Source organism: Streptomyces sp. NPDC089919 (assembly GCF_040684615.1).
Lineage (GTDB): Bacteria > Actinomycetota > Actinomycetes > Streptomycetales > Streptomycetaceae > Streptomyces.
In genome coordinates this window covers 1-20,948 of sequence record NZ_JBFBGK010000084.1, presented here as the reverse complement: position 1 = coordinate 20,948, position 20,948 = coordinate 1, and the positions used below count along the sequence as shown (strand labels likewise).

General features: G+C 71.8%; 14 protein-coding genes. 10 read left to right on the top strand and 4 right to left on the bottom strand.

Translation table 11 applies throughout. The features are described 5' to 3' along the window. Positions 1-380: 380 nt before the first annotated feature. Positions 381-4,649, top strand: coding sequence for an FG-GAP-like repeat-containing protein (locus AB0O40_RS27775; RefSeq protein ID WP_365047322.1), 4,269 nt, complete (start codon positions 381-383; stop codon positions 4,647-4,649). A gap of 101 nt (positions 4,650-4,750) precedes the next feature. On the opposite strand, the gene AB0O40_RS27770 is transcribed toward AB0O40_RS27775, so the two are convergent. Next, the gene (locus AB0O40_RS27770) at positions 4,751-6,784 is read right to left on the bottom strand and encodes a phosphocholine-specific phospholipase C (RefSeq protein WP_365047316.1); all 2,034 of its coding nucleotides are present in this window, start codon (positions 6,782-6,784) and stop codon (positions 4,751-4,753) included. Positions 6,785-6,901: 117 nt separating this feature from the next. Further along, positions 6,902-7,912 carry an NADP-dependent oxidoreductase gene (locus tag AB0O40_RS27765; RefSeq protein WP_365047313.1) on the bottom strand — a complete coding sequence of 337 codons (1,011 nt, stop codon included), beginning with the start codon at positions 7,910-7,912 and terminating at the stop codon, positions 6,902-6,904. Between the two features lie 101 nt (positions 7,913-8,013). On the opposite strand from AB0O40_RS27765, the gene AB0O40_RS27760 reads away from it, so the two are divergent. The 4 genes from AB0O40_RS27760 to AB0O40_RS27745 all read left to right on the top strand — a co-directional run bounded on the left by AB0O40_RS27760 (position 8,014) and on the right by AB0O40_RS27745 (position 11,752). Next, on the top strand, positions 8,014-8,910 hold the full coding sequence (locus AB0O40_RS27760) for a LysR family transcriptional regulator (RefSeq protein WP_365047310.1): 897 nt from the start codon (positions 8,014-8,016) through the stop codon (positions 8,908-8,910). A gap of 251 nt (positions 8,911-9,161) precedes the next feature. After that, positions 9,162-9,290: a hypothetical protein gene (locus tag AB0O40_RS27755; protein ID WP_365047307.1), complete on the top strand. Its 129-nt coding sequence runs from the start codon at positions 9,162-9,164 to the stop codon at positions 9,288-9,290. Positions 9,291-9,392: 102 nt separating this feature from the next. Then, a complete protein-coding gene (locus tag AB0O40_RS27750) occupies positions 9,393-10,433 on the top strand; it encodes a 3-isopropylmalate dehydrogenase (RefSeq protein ID WP_365047304.1) in 1,041 nt (346 codons plus the stop codon). 233 nt (positions 10,434-10,666) lie between these two features. After that, positions 10,667-11,752 carry a branched-chain amino acid aminotransferase gene (locus tag AB0O40_RS27745; RefSeq protein ID WP_365047301.1) on the top strand — a complete coding sequence of 362 codons (1,086 nt, stop codon included), beginning with the start codon at positions 10,667-10,669 and terminating at the stop codon, positions 11,750-11,752. 85 nt (positions 11,753-11,837) lie between these two features. On the opposite strand, the gene AB0O40_RS27740 is transcribed toward AB0O40_RS27745, so the two are convergent. Then, positions 11,838-13,274: a cytosine permease gene (locus AB0O40_RS27740; RefSeq protein ID WP_365047299.1), complete on the bottom strand. Its 1,437-nt coding sequence runs from the start codon at positions 13,272-13,274 to the stop codon at positions 11,838-11,840. Positions 13,275-13,551: 277 nt separating this feature from the next. Here AB0O40_RS27740 and AB0O40_RS27735 point away from each other — a divergent pair, with 277 nt between their 5' ends. From AB0O40_RS27735 to AB0O40_RS27720, 4 genes are all read left to right on the top strand, one after another. Continuing rightward, positions 13,552-14,598, top strand: a complete 1,047-nt coding sequence (locus AB0O40_RS27735; protein WP_365047296.1) for an agmatine deiminase family protein — start codon at positions 13,552-13,554, stop codon at positions 14,596-14,598. Positions 14,599-14,616: 18 nt separating this feature from the next. Continuing rightward, positions 14,617-15,219 carry a TetR/AcrR family transcriptional regulator gene (locus tag AB0O40_RS27730; protein ID WP_365047294.1) on the top strand — a complete coding sequence of 201 codons (603 nt, stop codon included), beginning with the start codon at positions 14,617-14,619 and terminating at the stop codon, positions 15,217-15,219. A gap of 343 nt (positions 15,220-15,562) precedes the next feature. After that, a complete protein-coding gene (gene cimA / locus AB0O40_RS27725) occupies positions 15,563-17,164 on the top strand; it encodes a citramalate synthase (protein WP_365047292.1) in 1,602 nt (533 codons plus the stop codon). Between the two features lie 104 nt (positions 17,165-17,268). Beyond that, positions 17,269-18,660: a hypothetical protein gene (locus AB0O40_RS27720; RefSeq protein WP_365047289.1), complete on the top strand. Its 1,392-nt coding sequence runs from the start codon at positions 17,269-17,271 to the stop codon at positions 18,658-18,660. Positions 18,661-18,726: 66 nt separating this feature from the next. Here the strand turns inward: AB0O40_RS27720 and AB0O40_RS27715 are convergent, their stop codons facing one another. Beyond that, the gene (locus AB0O40_RS27715; RefSeq protein WP_365047286.1) at positions 18,727-19,356 is read right to left on the bottom strand and encodes a YceI family protein; all 630 of its coding nucleotides are present in this window, start codon (positions 19,354-19,356) and stop codon (positions 18,727-18,729) included. A gap of 282 nt (positions 19,357-19,638) precedes the next feature. Between AB0O40_RS27715 and AB0O40_RS27710 the strand changes: the two genes are divergently transcribed. After that, positions 19,639-20,948: acyl-CoA carboxylase subunit beta (locus tag AB0O40_RS27710; protein ID WP_365047283.1), on the top strand; the 1,310-nt coding region annotated here is incomplete at its 3' end.

Sequence of the window (20,948 nt, the reverse complement as noted above, 5' to 3'; positions counted from 1 at the left end):
CAGAAAAGACGCGGCGCAGACTAACAGGCAATTGGAGGGTTATTCGGAGGGTTATCGGGGCCCCGATGGGGAGTCGAAAGGCGCGCCCGTCACGCTACCCGAGTATCGCTGGAAGGTGACTCGGATTCCGCTTGAGGATCGCTATATAACCGGTGGTTGACGGGATGACCAGTCGGTATGGTCCGGCGGTCATCGACCGTTGAGAGGTTTGTGTGCCCCCGAATTCAGCCACGTACGCCCGGCCGGAAAGGCGTGGGTTTCGACGTGGAATAGCGCTGGCCCTGGCAAGCGTAATTTCCGCTTCCGTATTCGTCGCGGTGCCCGCCACGGCGTCCGCCGCCGTCACCGCCACTGCGGCGGACCCGGTCGCCGAAGGGTCTGTGAGCGAGGAGGACTACGCCCTCGCGCAGGCGAAGTCCACCGGCGCCCCCTACGAGCTGACCTCCGCCCGTACCGAGTCCACCGACACCTGGGCGCTGCCCGACGGCAGCTGGTCCGTCAAGCGCTACGGCTCCGTGATCCGGCTGCTGCGCGACGGCGTCTGGGTCCCGGCCGACCCCACCCTCGTCTTCGCGGCGGACGGCTCCGTCGTCTCGAAGGCCTCCGCCGTGGACGTGACCTTCTCCGGCGGCGGCACCGCGGCCCTGCTCACCGGCGTCAAGGACGGCCGCTCCCTCTCGCTGACCTGGCCGAAGGCGCTGCCCAAGCCGACCCTGGCGGCGAACGTGGCGACGTACGCCGAGGTGCTGCCGGGGGTGGACCTCCAGCTGAAGGCCGAGGTGGAGGGCTTCTCGCAGCTGCTCGTCGTCAAGACCGCCGCCGCGGCCCAGAACCCCGAACTCGCCACGCTGCGGTTCAAACTGGGCACCGTGGGGCTGGACGTCTCCGCCGACCCCGACACCGGCAGCCTCACCGCCGTGAACCCGGCCGGGCAGACCGTCTTCTCCAGCCCCTCGCCGCTGATGTGGGACTCGACCACCGCCGACTCCGGTGGCCAGACCGTCGCGAAGACGGGCTCTCCGGCGGCGGCGGGGGCCGCCGAGGCGCCCGTACCCGGCCCCGAGGCGCCCTCCGAGGCCGCGCCCTTCGACCCGAAGCCGGGTGCCCAGGACGCGCAGATGCCGACCACGGTCTCCGGCGACACCCTGGAGATCAAGCCGGACCCGGCCCTGCTGAAGGGCCCGGACACCACCTACCCCGTCTACATCGACCCCTCTTTCGCCTGGGGCGAGAAGCAGCACTGGGCCCGGGTGTACAAGCACTACCCGCGGATGTCGTTCTTCGACACGAAGGACCCGATCCGGGTGGGCTACGAGTCCCAGTCGGGCGGCTCCGACCGGATCTCCCGCTCCTTCGTCCAGCTCGACACCAGCGACACCCGCTACGCGCAGGTCAAGAGCTCGGTCTTCCGGATCCGCAACACCTGGTCCTGGTCCTGCGAGGACCGCCCGGTGGAGCTGTGGCACACCGGCCCGATCTCCAAGAAGACCACCTGGGAGCACCAGCCCGGCAAGATAGCCAGGCTGGACACGGTCAACGACTCCAAGGGCTGGAGCAGCAAGTACTGCGACGCCGGCAACCTCGAGTTCGACGCCACGGCCAAGATGCAGGAGGCGGCCCGGGGCGGCTGGTCCCACCTCACCCTCGGCCTGTACGCCTCCAACGAGGCGGACACCTTCGGCTGGAAGAAGTTCGACGCCAGGACCGCGGTCCTGGAGACGGTCTACAACAACCCGCCGAAGAAGCCGGAGAACACCGGCACCAGCCCCCGCACCAGCTGCAGCGCCGGCGGTCTGATCGGCAACACCCGCGTCAGCCTCTACGCCACCCTCGACGACAAGGACGCCGGCAACCTCACCGCCGAGTTCCAGCTCTTCAAGGCCGGCGCCACCACCGCGTCGGTGACGATGAGCAAGACCGCCACCAAGGGCAAGGTCGTGACCTGGCCGGTGCCGGACGCCGACCTGCCCACCGGCAACTGGACCTGGAAGGTGCGCGGCAAGGACCAGGACGGTGCCACCGGCCCCTGGTCGGACACCTGCAAGTTCACCGTCGACCGCACCCGGCCGAGCAGGCCGCCGGTGATCACCTCGGTGAACAACCAGTTCCCGCCGGGGGAGAACGGCTGGCCCGCGGGCACCGGCAAGGCCCGTGACGCCGGGAAGTTCGCCTTCGCGGCCAACGGCGTGAACGACGTCGACCACTACGTCTGGTGGACCGACTACGACGCCGATCCGCACGACGCCGATCCCGGCATCCCGGCCACCGTCCGCCCGCCCGGCTACGGCCCGCACTTCGTCTACGCCTACAGCATGGACAAGGTCGGCAACCGCTCGGACATCGCGACGTACGTCTACTACGCCGGCCGCTCGACCGAGCGGGACGGACCGGACGACCTGAACGGCGACGGGAACCGCGACATCTGGAGCGTGGACTCCAACGGCACCCTGCTCACGTACGCGGGCCAGGGCGACGGCGACTTCTCCGCGGCCACCAACGGCGGCAAGTCCTTCCCCGACGGCGACGTCTCCTCCCGCGGCGACTGGGGCCAGGACGGATACAACGACCTGGTGAGCCTGGAGTACGACGCGACGGTCAAGAAGAAGAAGCTCTGGTCGTACAAGAACAACGGCAGCGGCGTCATCGGCGCCGGCACCGAGCTCACCGTCACCTGCCCGGTCCCCGACGAGGAGATCGGATGCTTCGGCGACGAGAAGTGGACCGGTGACGACCACTGGTACAACGCCGACCAGGTCGTCGCCCCCGGCGACCTCAACGGCGACGGCCAGCCCGACCTGCTCGTCAAGCAGGGCAAATACCTGTGGGCGTACTACGGCAACCGCGCCACCCACGACCTCGACCTGGCCAACACCCGCGCCCCCGTCCTCGTCGGCGGCAGCGACTGGGACAGGTTCACCGTGGTCGCCCCCGGCGACCTGAACGGCGACAAGCTCGCCGACCTGTGGCTGCGCGAGGACGCCACCGGCAAGGTCTTCCGTGCGTACGGCAGGAAGTCCGGCGCGGCGGGCCAGCTCGACCCCGCCACCTGGGGAGCCCCCGGCGCCCGGGTCGAGATCGCCACCGGCTACCAGGCGAGCGCCTACCCGTCCGTCGGCTCCTCCGGGGACGTCACCGGCGACGGGCTGCCGGACCTGTGGGCCCGTAAGACGGACAACACGATGATCGGCTGGTACGGCAAGATCCCCGGCGCCGACAACAAGTCCTTCGGCTCGCCCTTCGTCATCGACGGCATCACCGGTGGCTCCCGGATCCCGGCCGGCACCAAGCTGACCGGCGGCCAGTCGCTGACCTCCCGCTCGGCCAAGCTCACCCTGCAGGACGACGGCAACCTGGTCGTCACCTCCAACGCGGGCAAGGTGCTGTGGTCGACCCGGACCGGCGGCAACCCGGGCGCCACCGCCGTCATGCGCCACGACGGCAACCTGGTGGTCCTCAAGGCCGACGGGGTCACCGTCGCCTGGCAGTCCAGGACCAGCGCCGCCGAGGGCTACGCCATGCTCCAGGACCGCGGAGACCTGGTGGTCTTTGACGTCAAGAGCCAGTCCGTCTGGAGCAGCGGCAGCTCGCTGCGCCACGACTACACGGGCGACGGCCGCAGCGACATGGCCGACTGGTACGACTACGGCGACGGCCACGACTCGATCCACCTGTGGCAGACCGGCTCCGACGGCCTCTTCCAGACCCCCCGCGCGGGCTGGAGCGTGCCCGCGGGCAACTACTACAACGAGCACATGAAGCGCGTCACCGGCGACTACAACGGCGACGGCATCGGCGACGTGGCCGCGATCTACGGCTACGCGGACGGCAGCGTCGGGCTGTTCACCTGGACCGGCAAGGGCGACGGCACCTTCAACGCGGCCGCCAAGTCCTGGAGCGCCGCGCCGGGCAACTGGACGTTCTCCCGGATGACGCCCTACAGCGGCGACTTCAACGGCGACGGCCGCGACGACCTGGCGGTCTGGTACGACTTCGCCGACCTGCACGACACCGTCTTCGTCTTCACCACCTCGGCCAAGGGTGCCTTCAACCCGCCCCGGAACGCCTGGACCGCGGTCAACAGCTGGGAGCAGGCGCGGGCCAAGACCGTCTCGGGCGACTTCAACGGCGACGGCCGCGACGACCTGCTGGCCTTCTACGGGTACGCGGACGGCTCCGAGAAGATGTGGACCTTCACCGCCACGGCCGCCGGCACCTTCGTCCCGACCGCTTCCTGGTCCTCCGCGACCTGGGGGGACTGGGCGCGCACCTCGCTCTTCGCGGGCGACTTCAACGGCGACGGCCGGGACGACGTCGGTACCTGGTACGACTACGCCGACGAGCACGACGCGGTGATCGTCTTCCCGAGCGCCGCCAACGGATCCTTCTCGTCCTCGTACGAGGCGTGGACCTCGCCGGCCGGCAACTGGTACCGGCCGAACGTCAAGCTGGTCACCGGTGACTACAACGGCGACGGCCGCGACGACCTCGGCGGCTTCTACGGCTACGAGGACGGCAGCGTCCGCTCGTTCACCTGGGCCACCAACGGTGACGGAAAGCTGGGCGGTGCCACGGCCGGCTGGTCGACCGAGCCCGGGAACTGGACCCGCGAGCGGGCCCACTTCCTGGACCAGCAGACCTCGGCCGAGTGACCGGGGCCCGGCGGTCCGGCTGACCGGTCGCCGGCGACCATGACGACGAGGGCCCCGGGGCGCGCTGCCCCGGGGCCCTCGTGCGTCGGGCCGGGCGGTCGTCAGCCGCTGATGCTGGGGGCGCCGGTCTCCAGGTGGCCCGTGTAGCGGCGGGACCAGGTGCCGTCCGAGGAGGCCAGGACCGTGAAGTCGTACCAGCCGTGGCAGTAGGCGACCTGGTTGAAGTAGTCCTCCACCGAGCCGCCCGCCGGGACGGTGTACGTCCAGGGCCCGTCCGTGCGGTAGGCGTTGGAGCGGATGGTGAAGGAGGCCGCGGCGCCGGACCGGTTGGTGATCTTGAACCAGACCGCCAGCTTGCCGGTGCCCGGCTCGATCGCGTAGCGGGCGGCCACCTCGTAGTCCTTGCCGGGCTTGTTGGTGTCGCCGATGAAGCGCCGCAGGAAGCGGTTGGGGCCGGTCATGCCGATGTCGTACTTGCCCGAGCCCGCGCCGAGGCCGATCGAGAAGGAGTCGGTGGCGGTGCCGCCCGGCTCGACCGTGTACTGCCAGGGCGTGGTGTCGCGGTACTGGTGCGGGTGGATCGAGAAGTGCGCCGGCCGGGTGGCCGGCTCGCCCTGGTTGGTCATCGAGAACCAGGCGGAGATCGCGCCGTTCGCGCCGTACTCGAAGCGGTCCAGGTTGCCGTTGACCTGGTACGGCAGCGCCCGCGCCGGGCGGGTGCCGGGCTCGACGGCCGGCAGGGCGTTGTCCTGCGGCGCCGGGTTGGGCAGCGGCCCGCAGGTGGCCTGGCCGATGACCTTGGCGGTGGAGGGCAGGCCGCCGGGCACCCCGTACACCGGGTTGGCGAAGTCGAAGACGCCCGTCAGGTCGCCGGTCACCTTGCGGCGCCAGGGGCTGATGTTCGGGCAGGTGGCGGGCTTGCCGAGGGCGGCCGTCCAGGTCTCGAGGAAGCGCAGCACGGAGGTGTGGTCGAAGACCTCGGAGCTGACCCAGCCGCCCCGGGTCCACGGCGACATCACCAGCATCGGCACCCGGAAGCCCAGCCCGATCGGCACCCCGTCGATGAACTCCCCGGGCGTGCCGGCCGGCGGCACCGGCGGCGGCACGTGGTCGAAGAAGCCGTCGTTCTCGTCGTAGTTGAGGAAGAGCACGGTCGAGTCGAAGACCTCGGGGCTGGCGGCCAGCGCCCGGTAGACCAGGTCCACGAAGTGCGCACCGTCCCCGGGCGGGGCGTACGGGTGCTCGGAGAAGGCCTCGCTGGCCACCACCCAGGAGACCTGCGGGAGGGTGCCGGCCAGCGCGTCGGCCTTGATCGCGGCCGCGATGTCGTCCGGCGTGGAGCCGGTGACCTTGGGCACCGAGCCCATGCCCTTGTCCCACAGCGGGTTGCCCGGCGCCGCGTCGGTGAACTTCTTGAAGTAGGCGAGGCCGTTGTCGCCGTAGTTGTCGGCGGCGTTCTGGTAGACCTTCCAGCTCACCCCGGCGCGCTCCAGCGCCTCGGCGTACGTCTCCCAGGTCAGGCCCTTCTCGTCGCCGCCGTCCTTGCTGGCGGCGTCGACCTTGCCGCTCCACAGGAAGGTGCGGTTGGGGCCGGTGGCGCTGAGCGCGGAGCAGAAGTACGCGTCGCAGATCGTGTAGTTGTCGGCCAGCGCGTAGTGGAAGGGGATGTCGCCCCGGTCCAGGTAGCCGAGGGTGCGGGTGTTGCCGACGCCGGTGACCCAGTTGTCGAGCCGGCCCTTGTTCCAGGCGGCGTGCTGGGAGGTCCAGCTGTGCGGCAGGTCGCCGTTGCACTGCGCCAGGGTCGCGCCGTCCACCCCGCCGGCCGGCGGGGTGGCGCTGAGCTTCCACGGGTAGTGCCGGCCGCCCCAGTTGTACTGGTTGAACATGCCCCAGCCGCCGGGCAGGTTGACGGCCGCCCGGTCGCCGAAGCCGCGGACGCCCTTGAGCTTGCCGAAGTAGTGGTCGAAGCTGCGGTTCTCCTGCATGAGGATCACCACGTGCCGGACGTCGGTGAGCGTGCCGGTCGCGGCCTGGGAGGCCGCCGAGGCGGTCCCCGCGGCGCCGGCCGGCAGCGCCGCCCCCGCCGCGACCGCGGCTCCGATCCCGACGAATCCCCTGCGGCTGATGGGAGTCATGCCCCGCCCTTCGCGTCCCGAGTGCCCCAGCGGCACCGCGGAGCAAGGGTGGTGCCCGTGGGCTCAAAGGTCTAGATCCGTGCAGTAAGGCGTGGGTGAACTTCCGGTGGCGATCCGTCAGAGGCCGGTACGGACCAGCATCTTTCCGGTGTTCTCGCCCTGGAGCATGCCGATGAAGGCGGCCACTGTCCGGTCAAACCCCTGTACAACGGTGGTATCCGCGAGCACCGAACCATTGCGCAGATGCGGGACCAGGAATTCCTCCAACTCCTCCTGGAGATTGGTGTGGTGGCGAACCAATACGCCTTCCAGGCGGAGCGACTTGTGGACCACCTCGAAGAGGTTCCGGGGCGCGGCCGGCGACCGGTCGCCGTTGTACGTCGAGACCGCGCCGACCCAGGCGATCCGGCCGAACTCCCGCAGGGAGTCGATGGCCCCCTCCAGGTGCTCCCCGCCGACGTTGTCCACGTACACGTCGATGCCCTCGGGGGCGGCCGCCGCGAGCTGCGCCGCCACCGGGCCGTCGTGGTAGTCGAAGGCCGCGTCGAAGAGGCCGTCCCCGGTCAGCCGGGCCACCTTGGCCGCCGAACCGGCGCTGCCCACGATCCGGCGGGCACCCAGCAGCCGGGCGATCCGGGCGGTGGCCAGGCCCACCCCGCCCGCGGCGGCCGACACGAACAGGTCCTCGCCGGCCCGCAGCCGGGCCGTGCGGGTCAGCGCCGCGTACGCGGTCAGCCCGGTGCCGCCCAGGATGCTCAGGTACGCCTCGAGGGGGACCCCGTCCCGGTCGCGCAGCTTGCGGGTGCCGCCCGTGCCCAGCGTGACCACCGCGTGGGTGCGCCAGCCCTCCCGGTGGAAGACCAGGTCCCCCTCGGCCAGCCCCGGGTCCCGGGAGGCGATCACCCGGCCCACCGAGCGGCCCTCCAGCGGGGCGTCCAGCGCGAAGCCGCCCTCGCCGCCGTCCATCAGGCCCCGGTGGTACGGGTCCACCGAGAGCAGCAGGTTCTCCACCACGGCGGTGCCGGGGGCGGGGGAGGGGACGGGCCCCTCGACGAAGCGGAAGTCGGCCGGGGCGGGGAGGCCGGCGGGCCGGGCGATCTGGTGGACGGCGTACGCGGTGTCGGTCATGCCGCTGACGCTAGGAAGGAATCGGCGGGCCCGGCAGGGGGTTGCCCTCATGGCAGCCGAAGATCCATGAAGAACGCTCATAGAAGGAGGTGGGGAGCCCCGTGGCCGAGCTCGCCCCGCAGGAACTGCGGATCCTGGTCGCGGTCGCCGAGACCGGCGGCTTCTCCGCGGCGGGCACCGCCCTCGGGCTCACCCAGTCCGCGGTCTCGCACGCGGTCCGCGCCGCCGAGCGCAAGATCGGTGCGGTGCTCTTCAGCCGCGACCGGCGCGGCGCCCGGCCCACCCCCGCCGGCGAGGCCGCGGTGGCGCACGCCCGCCGGGTGCTGCGGCTGCTGGAGGTGCTGGTCGCCGAGGCCCGGGCCGCCGCCGCCCCCGCGGCCGGCGGTCCGGAGCCCGCGGGGGTGCTGCGGGTCGCGGCCTTCCGCAGCGCGGCCCTGCACCTGCTGCCGCCCGCCCTGGAGCGGCTGGCGGCCCGGTACCCGGGGATCCGGCCCGAGGTGCGGGTGGTGCGCGAGCTGGGCGCCGGTACCGCCGGGGAGGTCGCGGCCGGCCGGGCGGACCTGGGCATCGCCACCCTCGGCGGCTCCGGGGGACTGCCGTCCGGGGTGCTCTCCGGCGCGCTGCTGGAGGAGCCGTACTCGCTGGTGCACCCGGCCGGCCACCCGGATCCGCGGTCGCTGCCCTTCGTGGACTGGGACGAGAACTGCGGCTCGTACACCCGCGCCTGGTGGCGGCGGCAGGACTGGATCCCGGCCGCCACCGTCCGGGCCGAGGACGACGGCATGGTGCTCGCCATGGTCGAGCGGGGCCTGGGCATGGCGATCATGCCCGCGCTCTCCCTGAACGGCGCACCGGACACCGTCGGGATCCGGGACCTCGGCCCCGACGGCCCGGTCCGCACCGTGGGCTACGTCACCACCCCCGAGCAGGCGGCCAACCGTGCCGTACAGGCCCTGATCAGGGAATTGCGGGCCGGGCGGGGCGTCCTCGCGGCCTGAGCCGAGGGGGCCCGGCGGGTGGCGGCCGTCTCAGATAGTAGGAAGTCCGAGTAATTGCGGAGACATACAGCCCGGACTGTCCTAGCTTTGTAGGAGCCGAACGTCTCGCCGATCAGGCGAATGGCGGCCGCGAGCGCGCGCCCCTGGCAGGCAACCCCTGCTGCGCGACGACTCCCCGCCCTTTCCGGCGCCTTGAAGGAACCCCTCCCTCCGCGGCCCCGCCGCGCCGTGATCTCAAGGAGTCGATCACCATGACCGCCACCGCCACCCGTCGCGTCCGCCACACCGCCCACACCTCCGACGACGACCGCAAGAACGCCGCCGCGGCCCTCCAGCGCGCCCTGGACCGCCGTGACAACGGCGGCTCGACCGGCCACTGACCCGAGCCCCCGGCCCGAGTCCCCCGGCGCCCGCCGGGGGACCTCGCGTCCAGATGGTGGACGCAACATGTCAATGGCTGGGACAGGGAGTACGGTGCCGTCATGTCGACCAGCATCAATCTCGCAGTGATCCCCGGCGACGGCATCGGCCAGGAAGTCGTGGCTCAGGGCCTCAAGGTCCTCAGCGCGGTCCTGCCCCAGGACGTGAAGCTGGAGACCAAGGAGTACGACCTCGGCGCCCAGCGCTGGCACCGCACCGGAGAGACCCTTCCGGACGCGGAGCTCGAGGCCCTGAAGCACCACGACGCCATCCTGCTCGGCGCCATCGGTGACCCCTCGGTCCCCTCCGGCGTCCTGGAGCGCGGTCTGCTGCTCAAGCTCCGCTTCGCCTTCGACCACTTCATCAACCTGAGGCCGTCGAAGCTGTTCCCCAACACCGCCACCCCGCTGGCGGGCCGCCCGGACATCGACTTCGTCGTGGTCCGCGAGGGCACCGAGGGCCCGTACACCGGCAACGGCGGCTCGCTGCGCACCGGCACCCCCGCCGAGGTCGCCACCGAGGTCAGCGTGAACACCGCGTACGGCGTGGAGCGCGTGGTGCGCGACGCGTACGAGCGGGCCAACGCCCGCCCGCGCAAGAAGCTCACGCTGGTCCACAAGAACAACGTCCTCGTCTACGCCGGCCACATGTGGAAGAACATCTTCGACACCGTCGGCCGGGAGTACCCCGAGGTCACCACCGACTACCTGCACGTCGACGCGGCGACGATCTTCTTCGTCACCCAGCCCGAGCGCTTCGACGTCATCGTGACGGACAACCTCTTCGGTGACATCCTCACCGACCTGGCCGCGGCCGTCACCGGCGGCATCGGCCTGGCCGCCTCCGGGAACATCAACCCGACCGGCGCCTTCCCGTCCATGTTCGAGCCGGTGCACGGCTCGGCCCCGGACATCGCGGGCACCGGCAAGGCCGACCCGACGGCGACGGTCCTCTCCGTCGCCCTGCTGCTGCGCCACCTCGGCCGCGAGTCGGAGGCCGTCCGCACCGAGGAGGCGGTCTCCGCCGACCTCGCGGAGCGCGACGGCACCTTCCGCAGCACGGACGAGATCGGCGACGCGCTCGCCGCCCGCGTAGCCGGCTGACCCGGCGACCGCATCGAGCGAACAGCCGCCGGGCCCCTTCCCACGGGACCCGGCGGCTTCTCTTGTGCGGCCCCCGGGTGCCACCATCTCCCCTGGGCCGCATCCACCCGTTTCTCCGGAGCCCGCCCTCGCGCGATAATCGAACGCGGGGCCGCGGCATGCGGAGAGCTCCTACGTCCTGGCGACGGCGTGAGCGCGGTCCGTCACACACAAACGGTGAAGGACTAGCACTCATGACGACGCCCACGATCGAGCTCAAGCCCTCCTCGCACCCGCTGTCCGACGCGGAGCGCGAGGCGATCCTGGCCAGCCCCGGATTCGGCCGCCACTTCACCGACCACATGGTGACGATCAAGTGGACGGAGGGCCGCGGCTGGCACGACGCCGAGCTCGTGCCGTACGCGCCGCTCTCCATCGACCCGGCGAACATGACCCTGCACTACGCGCAGACGATCTTCGAGGGCATGAAGGCGTACGCCCAGCCCGACGGCACCGTCGCGACCTTCCGCCCGGAGGCCAACGCGGAGCGCTTCCAGGCCTCCGCCCGCCGCATGGCCATGCCGGAGCTGCCCACCGAGCTCTTCATCGCCGCCTGTGACGCGCTGGTCCAGCAGGATCGCGCCTGGGTGCCCACCTCCGGTGAGGCCTCGCTCTACCTGCGCCCGTTCATGTTCGCCACCGAGGTCGGCCTGGGCGTCCGCCCGGCCAACGAGTTCCTTTTCATGGTCATCGCCTCGCCGGCCGGCGCGTACTTCCCCGGCGGCGTCAAGCCGGTCTCCGTCTGGCTCTCCGAGGACTACGTCCGCGCGGTCAAGGGCGGCACCGGCGCCGCCAAGACCGGCGGCAACTACGCCGCCTCCCTGGTCGCCCAGGCCGAGGCCGCCTCGCACGGCTGCGACCAGGTGGTCTGGCTGGACGCCGTCGAGCACCGCTGGATCGAGGAGATGGGCGGGATGAACCTGTACTTCGTGTACGGCGACCGCATCGTCACCCCGGAGCTCACCGGCTCGCTGCTGCCCGGCATCACCCGCGACTCCCTGCTGAAGATCGCCCGCGACCTCGGCTACACCGCCGAGGAGGGCCGGATCACCACCGAGGACTGGCAGCGCGACGCCGCCGACGGCAGCCTGACCGAGGTCTTCGCCTGCGGCACCGCCGCGGCGATCACCCCCGTCGGCTCGGTCAAGTCCCACCGCGGCGGCTGGACCCAGGGCGACGGCGAGCCCGGCGAGGTCACCATGAAGCTGCGCACCGCCCTGCTGGACATCCAGACCGGCCGCGCCGCGGACGTCCACGGCTGGCAGCACCCGATCGCCTAGTCGTCCGTACGCACGGAAAAAGGCCCGCCCCCCTCGGCGAGGAAACCGAGGGGGGCGGGCCTTTCCCGTGACCGGTGAGGGCCGGTCAGGCGGTGGCCTCCGCGGGCTCGGCGGCGGGCGTCGCGGGGACGGCGGCCGGGGCGGCGGAGGAGCGGGCGGTCAGGAGCAGGTAGGCGAGGCCGCCGACCACTCCGGAGAGGACGAAGCTGCAGTCCACCCCGCCGGTCAGGGCCAGCAGCGGGCCCTCGTAGACGGTGGTGGAGACGGCGCACAGGCCCACCCCGGCGCCCAGCGCCCAGGCGGCGGTGGCCCGCAGGTTCCAGCCGCCGCGGTACCAGTAGACGCCGCCGCGGGAGCGCCGGTTGAAGACCTGGAGGGCCTCCGCGTCGTACACGCCCTTGCAGCGGACGAAGCCGATCAGGGTGATCACCGCCCAGGGGGTGCCGATCGCGGTGAGCAGCAGCACGAAGGAGGTCATCGCGGCCTGGGCGTTCCACTCGAAGGAGCCGACGAAGACGAAGGCGGTGGCGACCACCGCGGCGATCACGGTCGCCTTGGTGCGGGTGGCCCTGGGGATGATCGCGTCCAGGTCCAGGCCCATGGAGTAGAGCATCAGCCCGGCGTTGCCCACCGAGCCGGCGGTGGCGGCCACCAGGAGCGGTACCAGGTACCAGGCGGGCGAGGCGGCCACCAGCGGGGCGGCGTACTCCAGCCCGGCGCGGGCGGCCAGCGCGGTGTACGTGCCGAAGAGCTGGGGGGTGAGCAGCCCGACCAGCAGGCCGAGGCAGGTGGCCGTCAGCACCTTGCGGGAGCTGTGCCGGACGGGCGAGACGTACCGGGTGTAGTCGCCGAGCAGGGTGATGAAGGCGACCGGCCCGCTCAGCCCGGCGGCCACCGCGGCCAGCAGCCAGGTCGGCCAGAAGGAGCCCAGCAGGTAGGGGGTGTCCGGGGGAGCGGCGGTGGTGAAGTCGCCGGCGTACGCGATCACGCCGATCAGCAGCAGTACGACCATGCCGACGGAGAGGACCTTGCTCATCCGCAGCAGCAGCCGGTAGCCGAAGACCGCGCCGACGACGGTGGCCGCGGCCAGCACGCCGTACATGAGCGCGCGGGTGATGCCGGTGTCGGGCAGCCCGGTCAGCCGGGACAGCACGCCGACCATGACGTCCCCGCCGACCCACAGGGTCAGGGCCGTGTAGCCGAGGGAGAGCAGCAGGCCCACCACCGAGCCCACCAGCCGGCCCCGGACACCGAACTGGGCGCCGCTGGAGGTGGAGAGGTTGGTGGCGGTGCGCAGGGAGATCAGCGCCAGCGGTGCGGTGACCGCGATCCCGGCCAGGGTGCCGGCGACGATCGCGGTGATCGAGGGCCACAGGCCGAGCCCGAAGGACGGGGGCAGCCAGCCGAAGACGATCACGCCGAGGCACAGGTTGGAGCCGAGCAGGATCGACACCAGGTCCCGGGGACCGCTGGTGCGCTCCTCCTCGGGGATGGTGTCGACTCCGCGCTGTTCTATCGGCATGGATCACTCCCGGTCAGTGCGGAACGGGGGAGTACCACCGTCCGGATGGATTGGTTCCGGTTTTGTTAGAGCGGCATTCAATGTGGCCTAAGCCTGGCCCTCAGGTCAATGGTTCCCGTGAAGGAAATGAATGGTTAGAGTGATGCTCTAACCTGAGACATGGAAAGGTGGTGGATCGTCGTGCGAGTGCCCCCCACGGAGCGCGACCGGGCCGCCGCCCACGGCATGCGGCTGCGCGTGCCGGCCGACCGCCAGCACCTCCTCTAAGGACCCCGTCATGACGCACCCTGCCGGTACCCCCGCCGCCGACGGCTTCCGGATGCCCGCCGAGTGGGCCCCCCACGAGCGCACCTGGATGGCCTGGCCCAGCCCCAACCCGACCTTCACCGACGAGCACGAGCTCGCCGAGGCCCGCGCGGCCTGGGGCGCCGTGGCCCGCGCGGTGCGCACGTACGAGCCGGTGACGCTGGTGGTCAGCCCCGGTGACGCGGCGGGCGCCCGGGCCGTGGTCGGCGAGGACGTCGAGATCGTGGAGCGGGAGCTCGACGACGCCTGGATGCGGGACATCGGCCCCACCTTCGTCACCAACGACCGGGGCGAGGTCGCCGCGGTCGACTGGACCTTCAACGGCTGGGGCGCCCAGGAGTGGGCCCGCTGGGAGCACGACTCCAAGATCGCCCGGCACGTCTCCGACCTGGCCGGCACCCGCACGTACAGCACCTCGCTGGTCAACGAGGGCGGCGCGATCCACGTCGACGGCGAGGGCACCGTCCTGCTGACCGACACCGTGCAGCTCGGCGAGGGCCGCAACCCCGGCTGGACCCGGCAGCAGGTGGAAGCGGAGATCCACGCCCACCTCGGCACCACCAAGGCCATCTGGCTGCCCTACGGCCTGGCCGGCGACTACGGCACCTACGGCACCCAGGGCCACGTCGACATCGTCGCCGCCTTCGCCCGCCCGGGCGTGGTGATGGTGCACACCCAGCCCGACCCGGCCCACCCGGACCACGAGCGCTGCAAGACCATCGCCGCGATCCTGCGCGCCGCCACCGACGCGCAGGGCCGCCGCCTGGAGGTCGTGGAGGTGCCCGCCCCGACCGTGCTCGAGGAGGACGGCGAGTGGGTGGACTACTCCTACATCAACCACCTCCTGTGCAACGACGGCGTGGTGCTCTGCGCCTTCGACGATCCGCGCGACGAGGAGGCGGCGGAGATCTTCCGCGGTCTCTTCCCGGAGCGGACCGTCACGCTCGTGGACGCACGTACGATCTTTGCCGGGGGTGGCGGCATCCACTGCATCACCCAGCAGCAGCCCAGGGCGTAGCGCGACGGAGGAGTGGCCATGGCGGACGGGGCGCGTGCGCGCAGGAACGCGCCGCCGCGCGAGGAGGTCCTCGCGACCGCCATGGCCATGATCGCCGAGCGCGGCCTGGACGGCCTGACCATGGCCGGCCTGGGCCGGGAGGTCGGGATGAGCAGCGGCCACCTGCTCTACTACTTCCGCACCAAGGACGAACTGCTGCTCCAGACGCTGGAGTGGAGCGAGGCCAATCTGGGCGCCGGGCGTTCGGCCCTGCTCTCCCGGCGCGCCCCGGCCGCCGAGCGGCTGCGGGCCTACGTCGACCTGTACGTGCCGGACGGCCCCCGGGACCCGCACTGGACGCTCTGGCTGGAGGTCTGGAACCGGTCCCAGGAGGCCGGCCCCGCCGAGCGGGACCGGCAGGCGGCCATCGAGGGCGCCTGGCACCGGGACCTGGCCGCGCTGGTCGCCGAGGGCGTCTCCCGCGGCGAGTTCCGCGCGGTGGACGCCGACCGCTTCGCCACCCGCACCCGCGCGCTGCTGGACGGCTTCAGCATCCAGCTCGCGGTGGGCCTGCCGCTGCTGGACCGGGCCGGGATCCTGGCCCACGTCCAGGAGTTCCTGGAGGACGCGCTCCGGCCGTGAGAGGTCCCGGGGCGCGGCCGGCCGGCCGCGGCGGAGTGTTCAGGAACACGACCGCATCGTGAGACGCGGGCCCGGGTGCACCCGGCCGTGTGACAGACTGCCGCCGTGCTTGCATTCACCATGATTATGGGAAGCAGCGCGCCGGTCCGCAGTGACCGCTGAGCGTGGACACACCCCACGCCGGCGGGCATCGTGCCCCAGACCCGCGCGCAGACCTCTCGCACCCGCGAGAGGTTTTTTCGTTTCCCGGCCCCATTCCTGCCGGGGGCGAGCGGCGCGCGATGATGGGGGCAAGTGGAACCCGGGGATCCGGACCCACTCATCCGACAGGAGTCAGATCAGCATGACGACAGAGGTCATCGACGACGCGTTCCATGTCTTCGACACCACGCTGCGCGACGGCGCCCAGCGCGAAGGCATCAACCTCACTGTCGCGGACAAGCTGACGATCGCCCGTCACCTGGACGACTTCGGCGTGGGCTTCATCGAGGGCGGCTGGCCCGGCGCCAACCCCCGCGACACCGAGTTCTTCGCGCGGGCCAAGGCCGAGATCGAGTTCAAGCACGCGCAGCTGGTCGCCTTCGGCGCCACCCGCCGGGCCGGAGGCAAGGCCGCCGAGGACCCCCAGGTCAAGGCACTGCTCCAGTCCGGAGCCCCGGTGATCACGCTGGTCGCCAAGTCCCACGACCGGCACGTGGAGCTGGCGCTGCGCACCACCCTCGAGGAGAACCTCGAGATGGTCCGCGACACCGTCTCCTACCTGCGCGAGCAGGGCCGCCGGGTGTTCGTCGACTGCGAGCACTTCTTCGACGGCTACCGGGCCAACGCCGAGTACGCCAAGTCCGTGGTGCGCGCCGCCCACGAGGCCGGCGCCGACGTGGTCGTGCTGTGCGACACCAACGGCGGCATGCTCCCGGCCCAGATCCAGGCCGTGGTCGCCACCGTGCTGGCCGACACCGGCGCCCGGTTGGGCATCCACGCCCAGGACGACACCGGCTGCGCGGTGGCCAACACCCTCGCCGCCGTGGACGCCGGCGCCACCCACGTGCAGTGCACCGCCAACGGCTACGGCGAGCGGGTCGGCAACGCCAACCTCTTCCCCGTGGTGGCCGCCCTGGAGATCAAGTACGGCCGCAAGGTGCTGCCCACCGGCGCCCTCGCCGAGATGACCCGCATCTCGCACGCCATCGCCGAGGTGGTCAACCTGACCCCCTCCACCCACCAGCCGTACGTCGGCGTCTCCGCCTTCGCCCACAAGGCCGGCCTGCACGCCTCCGCGATCAAGGTCGACCCGGACCTGTACCAGCACATCGACCCGGAGCGGGTCGGCAACACCATGCGGATGCTGGTCTCCGACATGGCCGGCCGGGCCTCCATCGAGCTCAAGGGCAAGGAGCTCGGCGTCGACCTCGGCGGCGACCGCGCCCTGATCTCCCGGGTGGTCGAGCGGGTCAAGGAGCGGGAGTTGGCCGGCTACACCTACGAGGCCGCCGACGCCTCCTTCGAGCTGCTGCTGCGCGCCGAGGTGGACGGCCGGCCCCGCCGCTACTTCCGTACGGAGTCCTGGCGCGCCCACGCCGAGCTGCGGCCGGACGGCAGCTACGCCAACGAGGCCGTCATCAAGCTGTGGGCCAAGGGCGAGCGGATCGTGGCCGCGGCCGAGGGCAACGGCCCGGTCAACGCGCTGGACCGGGCGCTGCGGGTGGCCCTGGAGCGGTTCTACCCGCAGCTCGCCAAGTTCGAGCTGGTGGACTACAAGGTCCGCATCCTGGAGGGCAAGCACGGCACCGAGTCCACCACCCGGGTGCTGATCCAGACCACCGACGGGGTTCGCGAGTGGTCCACGGTCGGCGTGGCGGACAACGTCATCGCCGCCTCCTGGCAGGCCATCGTCGACGCCTTCACCTACGGACTGCTGCGCCAGGGCATCCAGCCCACCGAGTAGCGCTCCGCGCGGCCGCTCCTCGTCCGGAGGGACGAGGAGCGGGGCGCAATGTCCGCCTCAGGTCTCTTGCCCGGTATTTCACCTGTTCAGGTAGCGTCGAAGGTATGAGGACCAGGCGCTCCAGGCTGATACCCGCACTCTCCGGGCTGCTGCTCGCGTTCTCGGCGACCGCCCTGGTGGCGGCGCCCGGCGCGCTGGCCGCCCCCGGCGCCGACACCGGCCCGGCCGCCGTGGCCGAGGCCCTGCGCAAGGGCCCCGTCTACGTCGACCCGCGGGCCGCGGGCCAGCTGCCCGAGGACAAGGCGCAGGCGCTGGCCGCCAAGATCAAGGACGCCGGGAAGCCGGTGTTCGTCGCCGTGCTGCCCGCCACCCCCGACTACCCGGCGGCCAGCGTGCTGCGCACGGTCCGTACCGACACCGGGATCAGCGGGCTGTACGCGATCCGGCTGGGGAGCGGCTTCAACGCGGGCGCGGACCGGGCCGTGATGCCGAACCAGGCCGTGCGCAATCTGGTGGACGCGGCCAAGGCCGGCGGCCCGGTGGACGCCGCGACCCAGCTCGACTCCTTCGTCGACCAGGCCCTGGCCCAGGCCAAGGGGCACGCCCCGAGCTCCTGGTCGGGCGGCTCCGGCGGCGGTGCCGACGGCTCGAACGCCGGGCTGATCGCGCTGGGCGCGGTGGCGGTGGCCGGTGGTGCGGGCGCCTACGCGGTGGTCCGCCGCAACCGCCGGAAGAAGGAGGAGCGCGAGCGGGCGGCCGTGGAGCGGCTGAGCGTGGTGGTCGACGAGGACATCACGGCCTTCGGCGAGGAGCTGGACCGGCTGGACTTCCACCCTTCCGAGCCCGGCGCGGACGACGCCATGCGCGCGGACTTCGAGCGGGCCCTGGACTCGTACGACCGGGCCAAGCAGATCATGGGGTCGGTGCGGCACCCGGACGAGGTCCGGGGCGTGACCCAGGCGCTGGAGGACGGCCGCTTCGCGCTGGCGGTGCTGGCCGCCCGCCGGGAGGGCCGGCCGCTGCCCGAGCGCCGGGCGCCCTGCTTCTTCGACCCCCGGCACGGCCCCTCCACCGAGGACGCGCAGTGGGCCCCGGCCGGCGGTGCGGCCCGCACGGTCCCGGTCTGCGCGGCGGACGCGGTCCGGCTGCGCGAGGGCGCGGACCCGATGGTCCGCACCGTCGACACCGAGCACGGCCCCCGCCCCTACTACGACGCGGGTCCGGCGTACGGCCCCTGGGCGGGCGGCTACTTCGGCGGCGGCATCCTGCCCGGCCTGCTGGTGGGCACCATGCTCGGCTCGATGATGTCCACCCCGGCCTACGCCGCGGACTTCGGCGGCTACGACACCGGCTTCGGCGGCGGGGACTTCTCCGGGGCCGACTTCAACCCCGCGGACTTCGGCGGCGGCGACTTCGGCGGCGGCGGTGGTTTCGACGGGGGAGGCGGCGGCTTCGACGGGGGCGGGGGCGGATTCGACGGCGGGGGCGGCTTCTAGAGCCGCCCCCGGGGGGATCCGTACCGCCGCGGGCCGGGAGCGCCCGGCCCGCCGGTCACCGGCCGGTCAGGCCTGCTTGATCGCGGAGATGTCGAAGGTCAGCTTGACCTTGTCGCTGACCACCACGCCGCCGGTCTCCAGCGCGGCGTTCCAGGTCAGGCCCCAGTCGGAGCGCAGGATCTCGGTCTTGCCCTCGAAGCCCACCCGCTGGTTGCCGTAGGGGTCGGTGGCGGAGCCGTTGAACTCCAGGTCGATGGAGAGCGGCCGGGTGACGTCCTTGATGGTCAGCTCACCGGTGATGCGGTACGTGTCGCCGGCGAGCCGGGCCGCCTCGGTGGAGCGGAAGGTCATCAGCGGGAAGGCGTCGGCGTCGAAGAAGTCGCCGCCGCGCAGGTGGGCGTCGCGGTCCGCGATGCCGGTGTCGACCGAGGCGATCGTGACGTCGATGGACGCGGTGGACTTGGCCGGGTCGGCGCCGTCGAGGTGCAGGGTGCCCTCGTGGGCCGGGAAGCTGCCGCGGACGTTGGTCACCATGGCGTGCCGGACGGTGAAGCCGATGCTGCTGTGGGCCGGGTCGATGACGTAGTCACCGGTGAGCGCGGCGAGCGCCGGGTCGACCTCGAGGGTGGTGGTGCCGGTGCCGGCCGGGGCGGCGCTGACGGCGTTGTCCTTGGTGCGGCGGGTGAAGAGAGCCATGGTGTCCTCCTGGGGGAGCGGATCCGGGGCGGGGGTCCCGGCCGAAGTTGTTAAATCTTCAACGAGAACGACGTTAGACCCATTCCGTTCAAATTTCAACTTCTCTCACCCGTTGGGGGTGGGGAACGCTTGTTTTGTCAGACCCCCACAAAGGCCTTTGGTCCCGTCTGGTGGGTCGGCCACAGCGTCAACCGGTTCTGTCCGTCCCGCACAGCGGATCGCCGCCGAGACTGTGGGGATGCAACGGAGGGTTTTGCTCGGGCGGGTTCGTAAGGTCGGTACATGACCGTTGTGGACCAGACCCCCGGCGAGCCGACGGACGCTCGCGGCCGTGTGGCCGAGCTGCACGTCCTGCGCGAGCAGGCGCGCCGCGGCCCCAGTGACCGCGCCACCGAGGCGCAGCACGCCAAGGGCAAGCTGACCGCTCGCGAGCGGATCGACCTGCTGCTGGACGCCGGATCCTTCCAGGAGGTCGAGCAGCTGCGCCGGCACCGCGCCAGCGGCTTCGGCCTGGAGGCCCGCAAGCCCTACACCGACGGTGTCATCACGGGGTGGGGCACGGTCGAGGGCCGGACGGTCTTCGTCTACGCGCACGACTTCCGGATCTTCGGCGGCGCGCTGGGCGAGGCCCACGCGACGAAGATCCACAAGATCATGGACATGGCCATCGCGGCCGGTGCTCCGCTGGTGTCGCTGAACGACGGCGCGGGCGCCCGCATCCAGGAGGGCGTCTCCGCCCTCGCCGGATACGGCGGCATCTTCCAGCGCAACACGAGGGCTTCGGGCGTGATCCCGCAGATCTCGGTGATGCTGGGCCCCTGTGCCGGCGGCGCCGCGTACTCGCCGGCCCTGACGGACTTCGTGTTCATGGTCCGCGAGACCTCGCAGATGTTCATCACCGGTCCGGACGTGGTCCGGGCGGTGACGGGCGAGGAGATCTCGCAGAACGGGCTGGGCGGCGCGGACGTGCACGCCGAGACCTCGGGCGTGGCGCACTTCGCGTACGACGACGAGGAGACCTGCATCGCGGAGGTCCGCTACCTCATCGCGATGCTCCCCTCGAACAACCGCGAGAACCCGCCGGCCCACCCCACCGACGACCCGGCGGACCGCCGCTCGGACGTGCTCCTCGACCTCGTGCCCGCGGACGGCAACCGCCCGTACGACATGCACAAGGTCATCGAGGAGCTGGTCGACGAGGGCGACTTCCTCGAGGTCCACGAGCGCTGGGCGCGCAACATCATCTGCGCCCTGGCCCGCCTGGACGGCCAGGTCGTGGGCATCGTGGCGAACCAGCCGCAGTCCCTCGCGGGCGTCCTGGACATCGAGGCGTCGGAGAAGGCCGCGCGGTTCGTGCAGATGTGCGACGCGTTCAACATCCCGATCATCACGCTGCTGGACGTGCCGGGCTTCCTGCCGGGCGTGGACCAGGAGCACGGCGGGATCATCCGGCACGGCGCGAAGCTGCTCTACGCCTACTGCAACGCGACCGTTCCCCGGATCTCGCTGATCCTGCGCAAGGCCTACGGCGGCGCCTACATCGTCATGGACTCGCAGTCCATCGGTGCGGACCTCACCTACGCCTGGCCCAC

Bases quoted from the DNA above. Each gene is read 5' to 3' on its own strand.
- AB0O40_RS27770 (WP_365047316.1), bottom strand. From the start codon at position 6,784: ATGACTCCCATCAGCCGCAGGGGATTCGTCGGGATCGGAGCCGCGGTC.
- AB0O40_RS27765 (WP_365047313.1), bottom strand. From the start codon at position 7,912: ATGACCGACACCGCGTACGCCGTCCACCAGATCGCCCGGCCCGCCGGC.
- AB0O40_RS27755 (WP_365047307.1), top strand. From the start codon at position 9,162: ATGACCGCCACCGCCACCCGTCGCGTCCGCCACACCGCCCACACCTCC.
- AB0O40_RS27750 (WP_365047304.1), top strand. From the start codon at position 9,393: ATGTCGACCAGCATCAATCTCGCAGTGATCCCCGGCGACGGCATCGGC.
- AB0O40_RS27745 (WP_365047301.1), top strand. From the start codon at position 10,667: ATGACGACGCCCACGATCGAGCTCAAGCCCTCCTCGCACCCGCTGTCC.
- AB0O40_RS27740 (WP_365047299.1), bottom strand. From the start codon at position 13,274: ATGCCGATAGAACAGCGCGGAGTCGACACCATCCCCGAGGAGGAGCGC.
- AB0O40_RS27735 (WP_365047296.1), top strand. From the start codon at position 13,552: ATGACGCACCCTGCCGGTACCCCCGCCGCCGACGGCTTCCGGATGCCC.
- AB0O40_RS27730 (WP_365047294.1), top strand. From the start codon at position 14,617: ATGGCGGACGGGGCGCGTGCGCGCAGGAACGCGCCGCCGCGCGAGGAG.
- cimA (WP_365047292.1), top strand. From the start codon at position 15,563: ATGACGACAGAGGTCATCGACGACGCGTTCCATGTCTTCGACACCACG.
- AB0O40_RS27720 (WP_365047289.1), top strand. From the start codon at position 17,269: ATGAGGACCAGGCGCTCCAGGCTGATACCCGCACTCTCCGGGCTGCTG.
- AB0O40_RS27715 (WP_365047286.1), bottom strand. From the start codon at position 19,356: ATGGCTCTCTTCACCCGCCGCACCAAGGACAACGCCGTCAGCGCCGCC.